At 55.1% G+C, this 14,612-nt stretch carries 19 protein-coding genes and 1 tRNA gene; 12 read left to right on the top strand and 8 right to left on the bottom strand.

Annotation, left to right across the window (positions count from 1 at the left end; all coding sequences use genetic code 11):
- The first annotated feature begins 5 nt into the window (after positions 1-5).
- The 4 genes from C5F52_RS15240 to C5F52_RS15255 all read left to right on the top strand — a co-directional run bounded on the left by C5F52_RS15240 (position 6) and on the right by C5F52_RS15255 (position 4,447).
- Positions 6-1,163: a CaiB/BaiF CoA-transferase family protein gene (locus tag C5F52_RS15240; RefSeq protein ID WP_104799215.1), complete on the top strand. Its 1,158-nt coding sequence runs from the start codon at positions 6-8 to the stop codon at positions 1,161-1,163.
- Positions 1,160-2,524: an MmgE/PrpD family protein gene (locus tag C5F52_RS15245; RefSeq protein WP_104799216.1), complete on the top strand. Its 1,365-nt coding sequence runs from the start codon at positions 1,160-1,162 to the stop codon at positions 2,522-2,524. Before C5F52_RS15240 ends, C5F52_RS15245 begins: the two co-directional genes overlap by 4 nt.
- Positions 2,521-3,372, top strand: a complete 852-nt coding sequence (locus tag C5F52_RS15250) for a CoA ester lyase (protein WP_104799217.1) — start codon at positions 2,521-2,523, stop codon at positions 3,370-3,372. The genes C5F52_RS15245 and C5F52_RS15250 overlap by 4 nt, the downstream gene beginning before the upstream one ends.
- A gap of 97 nt (positions 3,373-3,469) precedes the next feature.
- The gene (locus C5F52_RS15255; RefSeq protein WP_104799218.1) at positions 3,470-4,447 is read left to right on the top strand and encodes a tripartite tricarboxylate transporter substrate-binding protein; all 978 of its coding nucleotides are present in this window, start codon (positions 3,470-3,472) and stop codon (positions 4,445-4,447) included.
- Positions 4,448-4,502: 55 nt separating this feature from the next.
- On the opposite strand, the gene nth is transcribed toward C5F52_RS15255, so the two are convergent.
- Positions 4,503-5,141, bottom strand: coding sequence for an endonuclease III (nth, locus tag C5F52_RS15260; RefSeq protein WP_104799219.1), 639 nt, complete (start codon positions 5,139-5,141; stop codon positions 4,503-4,505).
- A gap of 33 nt (positions 5,142-5,174) precedes the next feature.
- Here nth and C5F52_RS15265 point away from each other — a divergent pair, with 33 nt between their 5' ends.
- Positions 5,175-6,365, top strand: a complete 1,191-nt coding sequence (locus C5F52_RS15265) for a PLP-dependent aminotransferase family protein (protein WP_104799220.1) — start codon at positions 5,175-5,177, stop codon at positions 6,363-6,365.
- A gap of 121 nt (positions 6,366-6,486) precedes the next feature.
- Here the strand turns inward: C5F52_RS15265 and gcvH are convergent, their stop codons facing one another.
- Both gcvH and C5F52_RS15275 read right to left on the bottom strand, forming a co-directional pair.
- Positions 6,487-6,849 (bottom strand): glycine cleavage system protein GcvH, encoded by a 363-nt coding sequence (gene gcvH / locus C5F52_RS15270; RefSeq protein WP_104799221.1) that lies wholly within the window; start codon positions 6,847-6,849, stop codon positions 6,487-6,489.
- Between the two features lie 5 nt (positions 6,850-6,854).
- The gene (locus C5F52_RS15275; RefSeq protein ID WP_104799222.1) at positions 6,855-8,540 is read right to left on the bottom strand and encodes an electron transfer flavoprotein-ubiquinone oxidoreductase; all 1,686 of its coding nucleotides are present in this window, start codon (positions 8,538-8,540) and stop codon (positions 6,855-6,857) included.
- 99 nt (positions 8,541-8,639) lie between these two features.
- On the opposite strand from C5F52_RS15275, the gene C5F52_RS15280 reads away from it, so the two are divergent.
- Both C5F52_RS15280 and C5F52_RS15285 read left to right on the top strand, forming a co-directional pair.
- Positions 8,640-9,422 (top strand): SDR family oxidoreductase, encoded by a 783-nt coding sequence (locus tag C5F52_RS15280; RefSeq protein ID WP_104799223.1) that lies wholly within the window; start codon positions 8,640-8,642, stop codon positions 9,420-9,422.
- Positions 9,419-9,841 carry a thioesterase family protein gene (locus tag C5F52_RS15285; protein ID WP_104799224.1) on the top strand — a complete coding sequence of 141 codons (423 nt, stop codon included), beginning with the start codon at positions 9,419-9,421 and terminating at the stop codon, positions 9,839-9,841. Before C5F52_RS15280 ends, C5F52_RS15285 begins: the two co-directional genes overlap by 4 nt.
- A gap of 6 nt (positions 9,842-9,847) precedes the next feature.
- Here the strand turns inward: C5F52_RS15285 and C5F52_RS15290 are convergent, their stop codons facing one another.
- Together C5F52_RS15290 and C5F52_RS15295 are read right to left on the bottom strand one after the other, a co-directional pair.
- Positions 9,848-10,111, bottom strand: coding sequence for a YkgJ family cysteine cluster protein (locus C5F52_RS15290; RefSeq protein WP_104799225.1), 264 nt, complete (start codon positions 10,109-10,111; stop codon positions 9,848-9,850).
- Complete coding sequence (locus tag C5F52_RS15295) at positions 10,112-10,696, bottom strand: peroxidase-related enzyme (RefSeq protein ID WP_104799226.1); 585 nt, start codon at positions 10,694-10,696, stop codon at positions 10,112-10,114.
- Between the two features lie 70 nt (positions 10,697-10,766).
- Between C5F52_RS15295 and C5F52_RS15300 the strand changes: the two genes are divergently transcribed.
- On the top strand, positions 10,767-11,165 hold the full coding sequence (locus tag C5F52_RS15300) for a carboxymuconolactone decarboxylase family protein (protein ID WP_104799227.1): 399 nt from the start codon (positions 10,767-10,769) through the stop codon (positions 11,163-11,165).
- A gap of 33 nt (positions 11,166-11,198) precedes the next feature.
- Here the strand turns inward: C5F52_RS15300 and C5F52_RS15305 are convergent, their stop codons facing one another.
- Positions 11,199-11,750: a PAS and helix-turn-helix domain-containing protein gene (locus C5F52_RS15305; RefSeq protein WP_104799228.1), complete on the bottom strand. Its 552-nt coding sequence runs from the start codon at positions 11,748-11,750 to the stop codon at positions 11,199-11,201.
- A 96-nt stretch (positions 11,751-11,846) separates the two neighbouring features.
- Here C5F52_RS15305 and C5F52_RS15310 point away from each other — a divergent pair, with 96 nt between their 5' ends.
- The 3 genes from C5F52_RS15310 to C5F52_RS15320 are packed head-to-tail and all read left to right on the top strand — an operon-like array spanning position 11,847 to position 13,663.
- Positions 11,847-12,548: a CoA transferase subunit A gene (locus tag C5F52_RS15310; protein WP_104799229.1), complete on the top strand. Its 702-nt coding sequence runs from the start codon at positions 11,847-11,849 to the stop codon at positions 12,546-12,548.
- Positions 12,549-12,558: 10 nt separating this feature from the next.
- The gene (locus C5F52_RS15315; RefSeq protein WP_104799230.1) at positions 12,559-13,197 is read left to right on the top strand and encodes a 3-oxoacid CoA-transferase subunit B; all 639 of its coding nucleotides are present in this window, start codon (positions 12,559-12,561) and stop codon (positions 13,195-13,197) included.
- Between the two features lie 43 nt (positions 13,198-13,240).
- The gene (locus C5F52_RS15320) at positions 13,241-13,663 is read left to right on the top strand and encodes a universal stress protein (protein WP_104799231.1); all 423 of its coding nucleotides are present in this window, start codon (positions 13,241-13,243) and stop codon (positions 13,661-13,663) included.
- A gap of 68 nt (positions 13,664-13,731) precedes the next feature.
- Here C5F52_RS15320 and C5F52_RS15325 read toward each other — a convergent pair.
- Positions 13,732-13,805 (bottom strand) — tRNA-Gly (locus C5F52_RS15325).
- A 76-nt stretch (positions 13,806-13,881) separates the two neighbouring features.
- Between C5F52_RS15325 and C5F52_RS15330 the strand changes: the two genes are divergently transcribed.
- A complete protein-coding gene (locus C5F52_RS15330; RefSeq protein ID WP_104799232.1) occupies positions 13,882-14,145 on the top strand; it encodes a hypothetical protein in 264 nt (87 codons plus the stop codon).
- 56 nt (positions 14,146-14,201) lie between these two features.
- Here C5F52_RS15330 and C5F52_RS15335 read toward each other — a convergent pair whose 3' ends face one another.
- Complete coding sequence (locus tag C5F52_RS15335; protein WP_104799233.1) at positions 14,202-14,549, bottom strand: hypothetical protein; 348 nt, start codon at positions 14,547-14,549, stop codon at positions 14,202-14,204.
- Between the last annotated feature and the right edge of the window lie 63 nt (positions 14,550-14,612).

Genomic DNA, 14,612 nt, shown 5'->3' on the forward strand with positions numbered 1-14,612 from the left:
TCGCTATGACCACAACAAAAGTTCGACCTCTCGACCACATCACCGTGGTGTCTTTAGAGCACGCCATTGCGGCACCGTTTTGCACCCGTCAATTGGCAGACTTGGGTGCACGCGTGATTAAAGTAGAACGTCCGGGTGCAGGAGACTTTGCGCGTGCTTATGACCAACGTGCAAGAGGTGAGTCGTCTCACTTTGTGTGGGTGAATCGCTCCAAAGAAAGTTTGGCGCTGGACCTCAAAGATCCGCAAGATTTGGCTGTCCTTAAACAACTCATTGCCAAGGCCGATGTCCTCGTGCAAAACCTAGCCCCAGGTGCCACAGGCCGTATGGGGCTAGATGCAGCCACCTTGCGCTCCGAAAATCCACGACTCATCGTGTGTGACATCTCGGGCTACGGCAACGATGGCCCTTACCGAGATAAAAAAGCTTACGACTTGTTGATTCAAAGCGAGGCGGGATTTTTGAGTATTACCGGTACGCCAGAGCATCCCAGCAAGAGCGGTAACTCGATTGCTGACATTGCCGCTGGCATGTATGCCTACACCAACATTTTGTCGGCGCTGATTCAACGCGATAAAACGGGCGAGGGCTCGCACATCGATGTGTCCATGCTCGAAGCTTTGGGCGAGTGGATGGGCTTTCCCATGTACTACGCCATGGACGACGCGTCGCCCCCGCCACGCAATGCCGCGGCGCACGCCACGATTTATCCCTATGGTCCGTTTGCAGCGGGTGATGGCGGTACGGTGATGCTCGGCCTGCAAAACGAGCGTGAGTGGGTGAAATTTTGTGATTGCGTACTTGAGCAACCCGAGCTGGTGCATGACACGCGCTTTGACAGCAACGCCAAACGCAACCAAAACCGAAATGCCTTGCAAGCTTTGATCTTGGATGTGTTTGCCAAGCTCACCACAGCCGAAGTGATGGCACGTTTGGAAGCAGCCCCCATTGCCAATGCGCGCATGAACACCATGGCCGACTTGTGGGCGCATCCGCAGCTCAAAGCCCGACATCGCTGGACTACGGTGGATTCACCTGCCGGTGAGCTGCCAGCTTTGTTGCCGCCTGGTCAACAAACTGCATTTGATTACCGCATGGGTGCCATCCCTCGCGTGGGTGAACACACGGAGGCCATCCTCAAAGAATTGGGAGTGACGCGATGAGTAACACCACATTGACAGGCACAGCGGCATTGGCTGCTTTTGCTGCTCAGCTTGAAGCCAAAGACATTCCCGCGCATGTGCTTCGCAAAACCGAAGACCTGTTGGTCGACTGGTTTGGTTCTGCCGTAGCAGGTAAGGGCGCTCGCGCGGTGGAAACATTGACCCAATTTGTGATGGACATGGGGCCTGCCAGCGGCCCTTCAGAAATTCTGTTTAACCGCCGCTCTTCATCGCCTTATATGGCTGCCATGGCCAACGCCGCAGCTTCACATGTGGTGGAACAAGACGATGTGCATAACGGTTCGGTGTTTCATCCCGCCACAGTCGTGTTTTCGCCCGCCCTGGCGGTTGCGCAAGCCATAGGTGCGAGTGGCGAAGAATTTTTGGTGGCTTGCGTTGCTGGCTACGAAGTGGGTATTCGAGTCGGCGAATTTTTGGGACGTTCACACTACCGAATTTTCCACACCACGGGCACCGCGGGTGGTGTGGCTGCCGCTGCCGCTGTGGGGCGTTTGCTCAAGCTCACACCTGAGCAGATGAATCATGCATTCGGTTCTGCGGGTACGCAAGCTGCGGGTCTGTGGGAGTTTTTGCGTGACGCTGCAGACTCTAAACAACTGCACACCGCGCATGCCGCAGGCACGGGTCTGATGTCGGCCTATTTGGCCAAGCAAGGCTTCACAGGTGCTAAGTGCATTTTGGAAGGTGCTCAAGGTATGGCGCTGGGCATGTCCACCGATGCTGATGTGCGCAAGCTCACCGATGGTTTGGGGACCCGTTGGACCACAGTGGAAACCTCCTTCAAGTACCACGCCTCTTGTCGACATACCCATCCAGCAGCAGATGCTTTGCTGCAAGTGGTCAAGGCACATCATCTCAAGCTCAGTGATATTGCAAAGGTGGTGACCCATGTGCACCAGGGAGCCATTGACGTATTGGGCCCTGTGGTGGATCCGAGCACCGTGCACCAAAGCAAGTTCAGCATGGGCACTGTGTTGGCCTTGGTCGCGCAATACGAGCATGCAGGTTTGGCTGAGTTTGATGCACATTTCAAAGATGCAGCCATCGTTGCTTTGCGAGACAAAGTTGAGATGGTGCTGGATGTTGAGGTGGATACGGCTTATCCACAACGTTGGATTGGCAAAGTCACCGTCACCACCACCGATGGGCGTGTGTTGCAAGGGCGTGTGGATGAGCCCAAAGGCGATCCCGGAAACACGTTGTCGCGTGACGAAATTGAGAGCAAAGCGATTCGTTTGGCGACGTACAGCCAGTCGGCTACCGAAGCAGAAATGCGCGCAGTCATTGCCAAGCTGTGGTCTGTGACCCAAGCGCCACGCATGGAAACCTTGTTGACATGACGCATCCCCTGTCTTTTGCACAAGCATTTTTGTTTGTGCCAGCCAACCGGCCCGACCGCTTCGCGAAGTCGTTGGCTACCCGCGCGCACGCAGTGATTGTCGATTTGGAGGACGCCGTTCCTTTGTCTGAAAAAGACGTGGCGCGTGATGCCATTCGCCTTGAGTTGATGCCGTGGTTGCAGCAATGCCCCGAGCGGATTGTTGTGCGTGTGAATGCTTGTGGCACGCCATTTTTAGAAGATGACTTGCGCTTAATGGATGAGCTGGGTATTCATCACATCATGCTGCCTAAAGCTGAGTCTCCTGAGCAGTTGTCTTCTGTGGCGGATGCGCTGTCGTTCACTCCTTTGTTGATTCCGATGATTGAAAGTGCGCGAGGCGTGGACCAAGTCAAGGCGATTGCTGCCCACCAGAACACCTTGCGCTTGTCTTTGGGCAACATTGATTTGCAGTTCAGTTTTGGCATGCAGTGTGGACCTGATGAGATAGAGCTGTTGCCGGTACGACACCAAATGCTGCTGGCTAGCCGCTTGGCTGACATTGCCGCTCCGATAGACGGTGTGACTGTGCAAATTGACTCGCAAGATCAATTGCAAGCTGATATCTTGCGTGGCAAACGTTTGGGTTTTCAAGCCAAGTTGTGTATTCATCCCACGCAGGTGGATGCCGTGATTCATGGCTTTCAGCCATCAGCGCAAGAGATTGCGCATGCCCAAGCTGTGGTGGCTGCTGACCATGCAGCTAATGGCGGTGTGGTGCAGCTCAACGGAAAAATGGTCGATCGCCCTGTCGTGATGTTGGCCAAGTCAGTTCTTCGGCAAGTGGATTTGCACAGCCGCGTGACATGAAGCCATGCGCCAGAGTGAGGTGGCGCGCGGGCGACAGTTGGTTCGCCGATATTCGGTGATATTTGATGGTGTTTGATTGATAAAACAGGAGACAAAGATGAAACGATTCGCTCAAATTTTGGTGTTGACAGCCGCTGTGGCTGCAGGATGGGCGCAAGCTCAGCCTAGCAAATATCCAGAAAAATCCATCACTTTGGTGGTGCCGTTTGCTGCAGGCGGCCCCACAGATGTCGTGGCTCGCATGATGGCCATTCCCATGGGGGCGTCTTTGGGGCAACCCGTGGTGGTGGAAAACGTCAATGGTGCTGGCGGCACGATTGGCGCTACCAAAGTGGCGCGTGCGGCACCTAATGGTTACACCATCTTTTTGCATCACATGGGCATGTCGACAGCGCCTGCGCTGTACAACAAACTCAACTTCGATCCGTTGACAGACTTTGAATACATCGGCCAAGTGCTGGATGTGCCCATGACTTTGATTGCGCGCAAAGACATTCCTGCTAACAACTTGCAAGAACTTATTGCCTATATCAAAGCGAATGAAAGCAAAGTGTCGATGGCCGATGCTGGCTTGGGCGCTGTTTCCAATTTGTGTGGCTTGATGTTTAAGAGTGCGATTGGTGTGAACATCAACACCATTCCTTACAAAGGCACAGGCCCTGCCATGAACGATTTGCTGGGTGGGCAAGTGGACATCTTGTGCGACCAAACCACGCAAACAGTTCCCATGATTAAAGATGGACGCGTCAAAGTGTTCGGTGTAACCACCTTGAAGCGCTTGGCTGCATTGCCCAACGTGCCCACGATGGATGAGCAGGGTTTGAAGGGCTTTGAAGTGAAGGTGTGGCATGGCATGTACGCACCCAAAGGCACGCCTGCACCTGTACTGAAAAAAATCAATACAGCATTGCGCTTTGCCATGGCTGACGCCACGATCAAACAGCGCCTGACGGACCTGAGCTCTGATATTCCGTCAGCTGACAAGATGACAGCCGATGGTTTGAAAGACCACCTCAAGTTGGAAATCAACAAGTGGGGTCCTGTGATCCGCAAAGCGGGTGTGTCCGCAGACTGACGCAATGCGTCCAGCCAAAGGCCACCCAAGGGTGGCCTTTTTTATGTGATTCTTCCTAGGGCTTTGTTGTCTTTGGCTTGAAGCTACAAAACTCATACACGCCACATTGCCAGCACAGTGGTTTACGCGCTTGGCACACATAGCGGCCATGCAAGATGAGCCAATGGTGGGCATCGACGAGGTACTCAGCAGGGATGCGCTTCATCAGTTGCATCTCTACCGCCAGCGGTGTTTTTCCTGGGGCCAAGCCCGTGCGGTTGCCCACGCGGAAGATGTGCGTGTCTACCGCCATGGTGGGCTCGCCAAAGGCTACGTTCAGCACCACGTTGGCCGTTTTGCGACCGACACCTGGAAGTGCTTCGAGCGCCTCACGCGTTCGGGGAATAACGCCTTGGTGTTGCTCCACCAAGATGCGGCAGGTTTGCATCAGGTGTTTGGCTTTGCTGTGGTACAGGCCAATCGTCTTGATGTAGCGCTCAAGGCCTTCTAGGCCAAGGTCCAAAATTTGTTGCGGCGTATTGGCCACCGGAAACAAGCGCCGCGTGGCCTTGTTCACACCCACATCGGTGGCTTGGGCACTCAGCAGCACAGCGGCCAACAACTCGAACACGCTGGTATATTCCAACTCGGTATTGGGCTGCGGATTGGCTGCTTTCAGCGTCGCGAAAAAAGGCTCAATGTGCTGTGTTTTCATCCGTCCATTATTCCCCACGCTATGCCCTCAACTATGAAGTTTGCTGACCGCCTCAACAACGTTGAAACCTCCGCCATTCGTGAACTGTTCAAACTGCTGGGCAAGCCCGGCATCATCAGCTTTGCCGGTGGCTTTCCCGACAGCGCCATGTTTGATGTGCAAGGCATTCGTGAAGCCAGCGAAGCCGCATTGACCCAAGAGCCAGGCGCCGCCCTGCAATACGGCGCGACCGAAGGCTACCAACCCTTGCGCGAACAACTCGCCGCGTTCATGTCCAGCAAAGGCGTGAAGGGCTTAGACGCCAACGGCCTCATCGTCACCACCGGCAGCCAACAAGCGTTGGACTTGATTGCCAAAACTTTGCTCAACCCCGGCGACGTGGCCTTGGTTGAAGGCCCCACCTTCTTGGCCACCATTCAGTGCTTCCGTTTGTACGGCCCGCAAGTGGTGGGCGTGCCCATCGACGCGCACGGCGTGCAAATCGACAAGCTCGAAGAAATGATGGTGCAACACAAGCCAAAGCTTGTGTACCTCATCCCCACCTTTGGCAATCCAAGTGGTGCCACGCTCAGCCTTGAGCGCCGCCTGCGCGTGCTCGAACTCGCTGTGAAATACAAAACCGTGGTGGTCGAAGACGACCCTTATGGCGACCTGTACTTTGGCGAAGCGCCGCCACCATCTTTGCTCGCTTTGATCGATCAAGTGCCGGGCAGCCGTGAGTGGTTGATTCACTGCGGCTCGCTCAGCAAAGTGTTGTCGCCTGGCCTGCGCGTGGGCTGGATGATTGCACCGCCCGAGCTGTTGGCCCGTGCCACCATGTGCAAGCAGTTCAGTGATGCACACACCTCTACTTTTGCGCAAGCCACCGCCGCGCACTACCTCAAAGCAGGCCGCATGCCCGCCACCTTGGCGCATGTGCGCAGCGTGTATGCCGAGCGCGCACAGGCCATGGGCGAAGCTTTGAAGCGTGAGCTGGGCGATGCCTTGACGTTCACCCAGCCCCAAGGCGGCTTGTTCTTCTGGGCCAACCTCACAGGCGCAGGTGGCAAAGTGAAAGACGGCAGCGAACTAGCCAAACGCGCCATTGAAAAAGGCGTGGCTTTTGTGCCAGGCGCACCATTCTTTGCAAGCAACCCCGACACGACTGCGATTCGTTTGAGCTTTGCCACGGCGGACGTGGAGAAGATCAATGAGGGGATTGCTCGGTTAGGGCAGGCGCTTTAAACGCGACGCACACAAACTGCTTGGGTTAGGCTGCGCCGACCGACGCAATCGTGACGAAGTCTCTGAGGAGGGCGGCGCTGCCTAACCCAAGCAGCGCCACGTCAAAGAAGTAACAGCGAACTCAGCCAGCAATGGCCTGATAAGCCGCAGCATCCATCAAGCTGTCCAACTCAGCCGCATTGCTGAGCTTGACCTTGTAAAACCAACCCGCACCTTCAGGGTCGCTGTTGGCGAGGGATGGGTCGGCGCGCAAGGCTTCGTTTTGTTCGATGATTTCCACACTTGCAGGCATGTGCACGTCAGCGGCGGCTTTGACCGACTCGACCACACCGGCCACTGTGCCTTGTGCAAATGTTTTGCCGATGTCTGCGAAGTCAACAAACACGATGTCGCCCAGCGTGTCTTGTGCGTGTTGGGTGATGCCCACCAAAGCGGTGTCGCCTTCGATGCGCACCCAGGTGTGTTCTGCGTGATATTTGTTCATAGTCTTTACATGCCGCTGTAGTTGGGGCCGCCACCGCCTTCAGGCGTGACCCACACGATGTTTTGTGTCGGGTCTTTGATGTCGCAGGTCTTGCAGTGCACGCAGTTTTGCGCGTTGATTTGCAAGCGGTCGGTGTTGTCGTCGTTCTTCACAAACTCGTACACACCAGCAGGGCAATAGCGGCTTTCAGGACCAGCGAATTTGGCGAGGTTGATGTTCACCGGCACAGACGCGTCTTTGAGCGTCAAGTGCGCGGGTTGGTTTTCTTCGTGGTTGGTGTTGCTGATGAACACGCTGCTCAAGCGGTCAAACGTGAGCTTGCCGTCTGGCTTGGGATAGTTGATTTGGGCGTGTTGTGCCGCAGGCTCCAAGCTCACATGGTCGGGCTTGCTGCCATGCAACGTCCAAGGTGGCGTGTCGATGCCGAGCTTGGGCAACAGCCATTGCTCGATGCCGGTCATCAACGTACCGATCAACATGCCTTTTTTGAACCACAGTTTGAAGTTGCGGTATTGGTTGAGCTCTTTGCTCAGCCAGCTCTTTTCAAACGCAGCGGGGTAGGCGCTCAGCTCATCGTTGGCGCGACCAGCCGACACCGCATCAAAAGCAGCATCCGCAGCCAACATGCCGCTCTTGATGGCGGCGTGGCTGCCTTTGATACGGGCAGCATTCAAGTAGCCAGCATCGCAACCAATCAGTGCGCCGCCTGGGAACACGGTCTTGGGCAAAGCTTGTGGCGTGCCGTTGTTGATGGCGCGTGCGCCGTAACCAATGCGTTTGGCACCTTCGAGATGGGCTGCAATGGCTGGGTGTGTTTTCCAGCGTTGCATTTCTTCAAAGGGGCTGAGCCATGGGTTTTTGTAGTCGAGGCCGAGTACAAAACCGAGGGTGACTTTGTTGTCTTCGAGGTGGTACAAAAAGCCGCCGCCAAAGGCGTCGTCTTGCATGGGCCAGCCAGAGGTGTGGACCACCAAACCGGGCTTGGCTTTGGATGGGTCGACCTCCCACAGCTCTTTGATGCCGATGGCATAGCTTTGTGGGTCGCGGCCTTCGGCCAAGTTGTATTTGGCAATGACTTGTTTGCCCAAGTGACCACGTGCGCCTTCGGCGAAGATGGTGTACTTGGCGTGCAGTTCCATGCCGAGCTGGAAGTTGTCGGTGGGCTCGCCGTCTTTGCCCACGCCGAGGTTGCCAGTGGCCACGCCTTTAACGGAACCGTCATCGTTGTAAAGCACTTCAGCCGCCGTGAAGCCTGGGAAGATTTCCACGCCAATCGATTCAGCATGTGCCGCCATCCACTTCACCACGTTGCTGAGTGACACCACATAGCAGCCATCGTTGTGGAAGTTGCGGGGCAGCAACCAATCGGGGGTGCGCTTGGTGCCTGTTTCGCTGAGGAACAACACATCGTCGCCCGTGACTTCTTGGTTCAACGGGCAGCCGAGTTCTTTCCAGTTGGGGATGAGTTCGGTCATGGCCTTGGGGTCCATCACCGCGCCCGACAAAATGTGTGCGCCAGGCTCAGAACCTTTTTCCAGCACGACGACTGAAACATCGTTGCCTTTTTCAGCCGCGAGCTGTTTGATGCGGATGGCCGTGGCCAAACCACCGGGGCCGCCACCAATCACGACCACGTCGTATTCCATGGCTTCACGTGGGCCGAACTGGGCGAGGATTTCTTCTTGTGTCATTTCGTTTGTCTCAGTCTGTTGTCAGAGGTGAGACAGATTTTAGGGCCTGTCATAGACGCACTTGTCATAATGAAATAACTCAACATTCAGGAGGCTTACATGGCGTACAGCATGGATTTGTCAGGCCGCGTGGCCTTGGTCACCGGTGCATCCAGTGGTTTGGGGGCGCAATTCGCCCGCACCTTGTCACGCGCAGGCGCTGCCGTGGTGCTGGCCAGTCGCCGCATGGAAAAGCTCAAAGAGCTGCGTGCCGAAATTCAAGCCGAAGGCGGTGACGCCCATGTGGTGAGCTTGGATGTGACTACTTTAGGCAGCATTCAATCTGCGGTGGCCCATGCCGAGACCGAGGTGGGCAGCATTGATATCTTGGTCAACAACTCAGGCGTGAGCACCACCCAGCGCGTGCAAGACGTGACGGAAGAGGACTTCGATTTCACGTTCAACACCAATGTGAAAGGTTCGTTCTTTGTGGCGCAAGAAGTGGGCAAGCGCATGTTGGCCCGCGCTAAGGGCGCTGCGCCGGGCACCTACACTGGTGGGCGCATCATCAACATTGCTTCGGTGGTGGGCTTGAAAGCCTTGCCACAAATTGCACCCTATGCCATGAGCAAAGCGGCGGTGATTCAAATGACCAAGGCAATGGCTTTGGAGTGGGGGCGTTTTGGCATCAACGTGAACGCGATTTGCCCTGGCTACATCAGCACCGAAATGAATGAACACATGTGGGCCACCGAACAAGGCCAAAAACTGGTGAGCATGTTGCCTCGCAAGCGTGTGGGTCATCCACACGATTTAGATGCGCTGTTGGTGCTGCTGGCGAGCGCGGAGAGTTCTTTCATCAACGGCGCGATCATTTCGGCCGACGACGGGTTTGTACTATGAGATACGAAATTCCTGAAAACAAAAAGCTGGTGTACGAATGCACCATTCCCATGCGTTGGGGCGACATGGATGCGATGGGCCACATCAACAACACGATTTACTTTCGTTACCTCGAAATTGCGCGTGTCGATTGGTTGCACCAGTTCAACGCTGCACCAGGGCCCGAGGGGGAAGGCCCTGTGGTTGTGAATGCATTTTGTAATTTTTACAAACAGCTCGAATACCCAGGCGATGTGTTGGTGAAGATGTACACCAGTGACCCCGCTCGTACCACGTTTGAGACGTGGGCCACGATGGAGCAAGCCGCCAACCCCGGCGTGATTTACGCCGCAGGCGGGGCCACCACCATTTGGGTGGACTTCCCCAAACAAAAAGCGGTGGACTTACCCGCGTGGTTGCGCGAGATGGTCACACCCTGAATGGTTTCAAAACGCTGAGGGTGCTGTGGCCGCATCCAACTGCGTGAGCCAGAGCAATGCGGTTTCGCGGTTCGCGCCGCACATGTCAGCCGAGGGCTGCAAGCCGCCACAAAAAGCGGGGCGCTCAGGCTTACCAAACACCGCGCAGCGCATGTCAGGCAGCAATTGCACACAGGGCACACCCGCCGGTTTGCCATGTGGCATACCGGGCAGGGCGCTGGTGATGGAGGGCGCGATGCAACACGCGCCACATCCGCTGCGGCATTGCATTTATTTTTGTTTGGGCACGCGGCCCATCAAGTAAAACTCAGGGTTGGGCATCATGCCGCTGAAGCTGGCGATGCGATTACTCAAGCCAAAAAACGCGGTGATGGCCGCAATGTCCCAAATGTCTTCGTCGTTGAAGCCATGCGCATGCAAGGGGGCAAAGTCTGCCTCGTCAATCAGATCGCTGTGCTGGCATACCTTCATGGCGAAGTCGAGCATGGCACGTTGACGTGGGGTGATGTCGGCCTTGCGGTAGTTCACCGCCACTTGATCGGCGACCAAGGGTTTCTTTTCGTAGATGCGCAAAATAGCGCCGTGTGCCACCACGCAATACAAGCAGTTGTTGGCAGCGCTGGTGGTGGTGACGATCATTTCGCGGTCACCTTTGGTGAGGTTGCTCTCGCGTCCCACCGACTCCGGCACCATCAACGCATCGTGGTACGCAAAGAAGGCGCGCCATTCAGCGGGGCGGCGGGCTAGACCTAAGAACACGTTGGGCACAAACCCAGCTTTTTCTTGCACCTCCAAAATTTTGGTGCGCAGGTCTTCGGGCAAGTTTTCCAGCGCTGGGGCGGGGTAGCGGCTCATGCAGTCGTCTCCAAGGTTGTGTTGGTTTGGGCGATTATCCTTGGCGTGAATTCAAATTTGAGGAACCCACATGACAGACCAACACACCCATCCCACAGACGCTGCTTTTGAAAAAGGTTTGGCTAAGCGCACCCAAGTGATGGGCCAACCTTTCGTGGACAAGGCATTTGCAGGGGCTAGCGATTTCACCTTGCCCATGCAGCACCACATCACACGTGCCGCTTGGGGCGATACGTGGCAGCGCGATGGTTTGGATTTGAAAACCCGAAGCCTTATCACGGTGGCCATGCTCACTGCGTTGGGTAAAACGCACGAGCTCAAAGGCCATGTGCGTGGTGCACTCAACAACGGCGCGACGAAAGAAGAGTTGCAAGAGGTGTTGTTGCATGCCGCCATTTATTGCGGCGTGCCTACGGCAGTCGAAGGTTTCAGGGCTGCTGCTGAGGTGGTGGACGCGCCTCAAGCTTAAGGACGCATCTTTGGGCGACAGCGCATGCGCTGTTTAGCCTACGACCAACTTGTGCACCAAGTCTGCCGTGGTCGAGGCTTTGTATTTGCGCATCAGCTTGGCGCGGTAAATTTCCACCGTGCGGTGGCTGATGCCCAGCGCTCGGCCAATTTCTTTGGAGGTCATGCCCTCCATCAAAAAGGCTGCCACTTCGCGCTCACGCGCTGTGAGTTCGGCCCGAACGGGGCGTGTGGCACTGAGGTCTTCAAAACTCCAAATGCCTGCTTCGTGGGGTGAATCCAAGTTCAAGGCGCGTCCTGTCACATGACACCAAAACGGCTCGCCTTTCATGCGGCCATCGATGCGTTTCATCAGGCGGTCATCGGCGTACAGCCCCTTGGCGTTGAGGCTGAGTTTGATGCGTGCGCCTGTGCGCTCGTACTCATCCGCGCTGGGGTAGAGCACCTGAAACGACTGGCCAATCAGCTGCTCGCGTGTGGTGCCAAACATGTCGCACACGTGTTGGTTGCAGTCCACCATCGTGCGGTTGCGCGACAGCACGAGGCCGACGGGGGCGAGGTCAAAGGCTTGGCGGTAATCAATCATCGGGAAGGCTTTAAGGGGTCTGTGCTTACGAAGAACTACGTAGTTGGTTACGTAGTATCGTAATGCCATTCTGTTGTACTTTGACTGGAGCATCCCTTGAACAAAGTTTTTCCTTCTGCTGCTGAAGCACTCAAAGACATCGTGGCCGACGGCCAACTGATGGCTGTGGGTGGTTTTGGTTTGTGTGGCATTCCTGAAGCCCTGATTGACGCTTTGCGCGACAGCGGTGTGAAGGACTTGACCGTCATCTCTAACAACGCTGGTGTTGACGGCTTTGGTTTGGGCAAGTTGCTCGAAACCCGTCAAATCAAAAAAATGATTTCCAGCTACGTGGGCGAGAACAAAGAGTTTGAACGCCAATACCTTTCTGGCGAGTTGGAGTTGGAATTCACACCACAAGGCACCTTGGCTGAAAAGCTGCGCGCTGGTGGTGCTGGCATTCCTGCCTTCTTCACCAAAACCGGTGTGGGCACCTTGGTGGCCGAAGGCAAAGAACTGCGCGACTTCGACGGCGAGACCTACGTGATGGAACGCTCACTCGTGCCAGAAATCTCGCTCATCAAAGCCGATGTGGCTGACCGCTCAGGCAATCTGCGCTTCAACATGACCGCACGCAACTTCAACCCCGCTGCTGCCACCGCTGGCCGAATTTGTGTGGTGGAAGTTGAACGCATCGTAGCCACGGGCGAACTGGCCCCTGACGACATTCACTTGCCCGGCATTTACGTGCACCGCATCGTGCACAACCCCACGCCCGAGAAGCGCATTGAAAAGCGCACCACCCGCGACCGTAAATAAGGACACCACCATGGCTTGGACTCAAGACGAAATGGCCGCACGTGCGGCAAGCGAACTGCAAGACGGTTTTTACGTAAACCTCGGCATTGGCATTCCTACCCTGGTGGCCAACCACGTGCCAGACCACGTGGAAGTGTGGCTGCAAAGCGAGAACGGCATGCTCGGCATTGGCCCGTTCCCCTACGAAGACGAAGTCGACGCCGACCTCATCAACGCAGGCAAACAAACCGTGACCACCATCAAAGGCTCTGCGATTTTTGGCAGCGACCAATCGTTCGCCATGATTCGTGGCGGCAAGATCAACCTCTCCATCCTTGGCGCGATGCAAGTGAGCGAGAAGGGCGATTTGGCCAACTGGATGATTCCCGGCAAGATGATCAAAGGCATGGGCGGCGCGATGGACTTGGTCGCGGGCGTCAAGCGCGTGATCATCTTGATGGAACACGTGGCCAAGAAAAAAGATGGCACTGAAGATTTGAAAATCTTGCCCCATTGCACACTGCCGTTGACAGGCGTGGGCGTGGTGGATCGCATCATCACCGACCTCGCGGTGATGGACGTGGTGCCTGAAGGCTTGAAGGTCATTGAGCTTGCCCCGGGCGTTACCCGTGAATTCTTGCAAAGCAAGACTGGCGTGACTTTGCTGTGAATGGCACGCTAAACTTGAGCCATTCATAACAAGGGGAAACACCATGAAAATTTTGGTTGCAGTTGACGGTTCTAAATCTTCTTTGAACGCGGTCAAGTACGCCGTGAAGTTGGCTTCCAACTTTCGCACAGAAGATCGCATCACCTTGATCAACGTGCACGATGACCAAGGCTTGCGCCATGCGCAACAGTTCGTGGGCAAAGAAGGCGTTGCTGATTACTTGCGTGAATTGAGCGACAAAGAACTCAAATCTGCTTTGGCCGTGTTGGTCAAAGCTGGCGTCAAGCACGACAGCATCATCCAAACAGGTCATGTGGCTGAAGTGATTTCTAACGCCGCAGACAAAAAGTTTGACCTGGTGGTCATGGGCTCAAAAGGCCGCAGTGGCTTGGTTGACATGCTGTTGGGTTCTGTGGCGCAACGCGTCATGGCAACCTGCAAGAAGCCTGTGCTGTTGGTCAAGTAATTCACTTGCCGAGATGCGAGAGCATCTCAAGCAAAAGCCCGCTAGCGAGAGCCAGCGGGCTTTTTATTTGGAGCGGATGACGGGAATCGAACCCGCGTTATTTGCTTGGGAAGCAAGAGTCCTACCATTGAACGACACCCGCATTAGCTTGGATTGTAGGTGTGTGTAGATCTAGACTAACATTTCAAATAGTTTGTATTTGATAGAGGGAGCATTGCATGAAAACATTCACAAAAATTTGTATCTGCTTGTCTGTGTTGTTGCCCATGTGGGCCTCTGCGCAGAGCTGCAACGACATCAAGGACAAAGACAAAGCCAACTACTGCCGCGCCATTGATACCAATGACAAATCACATTGCCAAAAAATAGGTGGCAACGATTTGCTCAATCTATGTATGGGCAAAGTCGAGAACGACATGAAGTATTGCCGCCGTATCACAACCGACAAAATCAAGAAAAGATGTGAGAACAGCGTTCGCTGAATGCAAAACAGCATCCGCTAGGGATGCTGTTTTTGTTGGGTGAGCGCAGTGTAGGTTTAGGCTTGTGCGAGCGCTTGTGCCATGACTTTTCCAACTTGGTCGAAGTAAGCCTGGGCAGCTTGTGTTGGCACCAAGTATTTGGTGCGGCGGTTTTTGCCTTCAAACACGGTGTCAATCATGCCCAACTCACGCAATTGATCGAGCTTGCGATGAATGGTGGCAGGGGAGGCAATGCTGTTCAACCCCATGGCATCGGTCACTGTCAAAGGCTTTTCTTGGCCGTGACGCACAGCGATTACTTCCAACAGTTTCTTGGCATCCAAGTCCATCGCAGGTGCGTTCTCTCCGCCATCCAATGCGTGAATGAGGTTGAGAAAACGCAGATAGATTTGTTTGGATTCCATGATAGATATGCCTTTGTTTGCATAGGTAAGTAATATCGATATTGTATATATCAATAATGTCAT

The sequence above is a fragment of the Limnohabitans sp. TS-CS-82 genome (genome assembly GCF_002943475.1).

Bases quoted from the DNA above. Each gene is read 5' to 3' on its own strand.
- gcvH (WP_104799221.1), bottom strand. From the start codon at position 6,849: ATGAACAAATATCACGCAGAACACACCTGGGTGCGCATCGAAGGCGAC.
- C5F52_RS15335 (WP_104799233.1), bottom strand. From the start codon at position 14,549: ATGGAATCCAAACAAATCTATCTGCGTTTTCTCAACCTCATTCACGCA.
- C5F52_RS15305 (WP_104799228.1), bottom strand. From the start codon at position 11,750: ATGATTGATTACCGCCAAGCCTTTGACCTCGCCCCCGTCGGCCTCGTG.
- C5F52_RS15300 (WP_104799227.1), top strand. From the start codon at position 10,767: ATGACAGACCAACACACCCATCCCACAGACGCTGCTTTTGAAAAAGGT.
- C5F52_RS15320 (WP_104799231.1), top strand. From the start codon at position 13,241: ATGAAAATTTTGGTTGCAGTTGACGGTTCTAAATCTTCTTTGAACGCG.
- nth (WP_104799219.1), bottom strand. From the start codon at position 5,141: ATGAAAACACAGCACATTGAGCCTTTTTTCGCGACGCTGAAAGCAGCC.
- C5F52_RS15265 (WP_104799220.1), top strand. From the start codon at position 5,175: ATGAAGTTTGCTGACCGCCTCAACAACGTTGAAACCTCCGCCATTCGT.
- C5F52_RS15290 (WP_104799225.1), bottom strand. From the start codon at position 10,111: ATGCAATGCCGCAGCGGATGTGGCGCGTGTTGCATCGCGCCCTCCATC.
- C5F52_RS15255 (WP_104799218.1), top strand. From the start codon at position 3,470: ATGAAACGATTCGCTCAAATTTTGGTGTTGACAGCCGCTGTGGCTGCA.
- C5F52_RS15330 (WP_104799232.1), top strand. From the start codon at position 13,882: ATGAAAACATTCACAAAAATTTGTATCTGCTTGTCTGTGTTGTTGCCC.
- C5F52_RS15280 (WP_104799223.1), top strand. From the start codon at position 8,640: ATGGCGTACAGCATGGATTTGTCAGGCCGCGTGGCCTTGGTCACCGGT.
- C5F52_RS15245 (WP_104799216.1), top strand. From the start codon at position 1,160: ATGAGTAACACCACATTGACAGGCACAGCGGCATTGGCTGCTTTTGCT.
- C5F52_RS15285 (WP_104799224.1), top strand. From the start codon at position 9,419: ATGAGATACGAAATTCCTGAAAACAAAAAGCTGGTGTACGAATGCACC.
- C5F52_RS15240 (WP_104799215.1), top strand. From the start codon at position 6: ATGACCACAACAAAAGTTCGACCTCTCGACCACATCACCGTGGTGTCT.
- C5F52_RS15250 (WP_104799217.1), top strand. From the start codon at position 2,521: ATGACGCATCCCCTGTCTTTTGCACAAGCATTTTTGTTTGTGCCAGCC.
- C5F52_RS15315 (WP_104799230.1), top strand. From the start codon at position 12,559: ATGGCTTGGACTCAAGACGAAATGGCCGCACGTGCGGCAAGCGAACTG.
- C5F52_RS15275 (WP_104799222.1), bottom strand. From the start codon at position 8,540: ATGACACAAGAAGAAATCCTCGCCCAGTTCGGCCCACGTGAAGCCATG.
- C5F52_RS15295 (WP_104799226.1), bottom strand. From the start codon at position 10,696: ATGAGCCGCTACCCCGCCCCAGCGCTGGAAAACTTGCCCGAAGACCTG.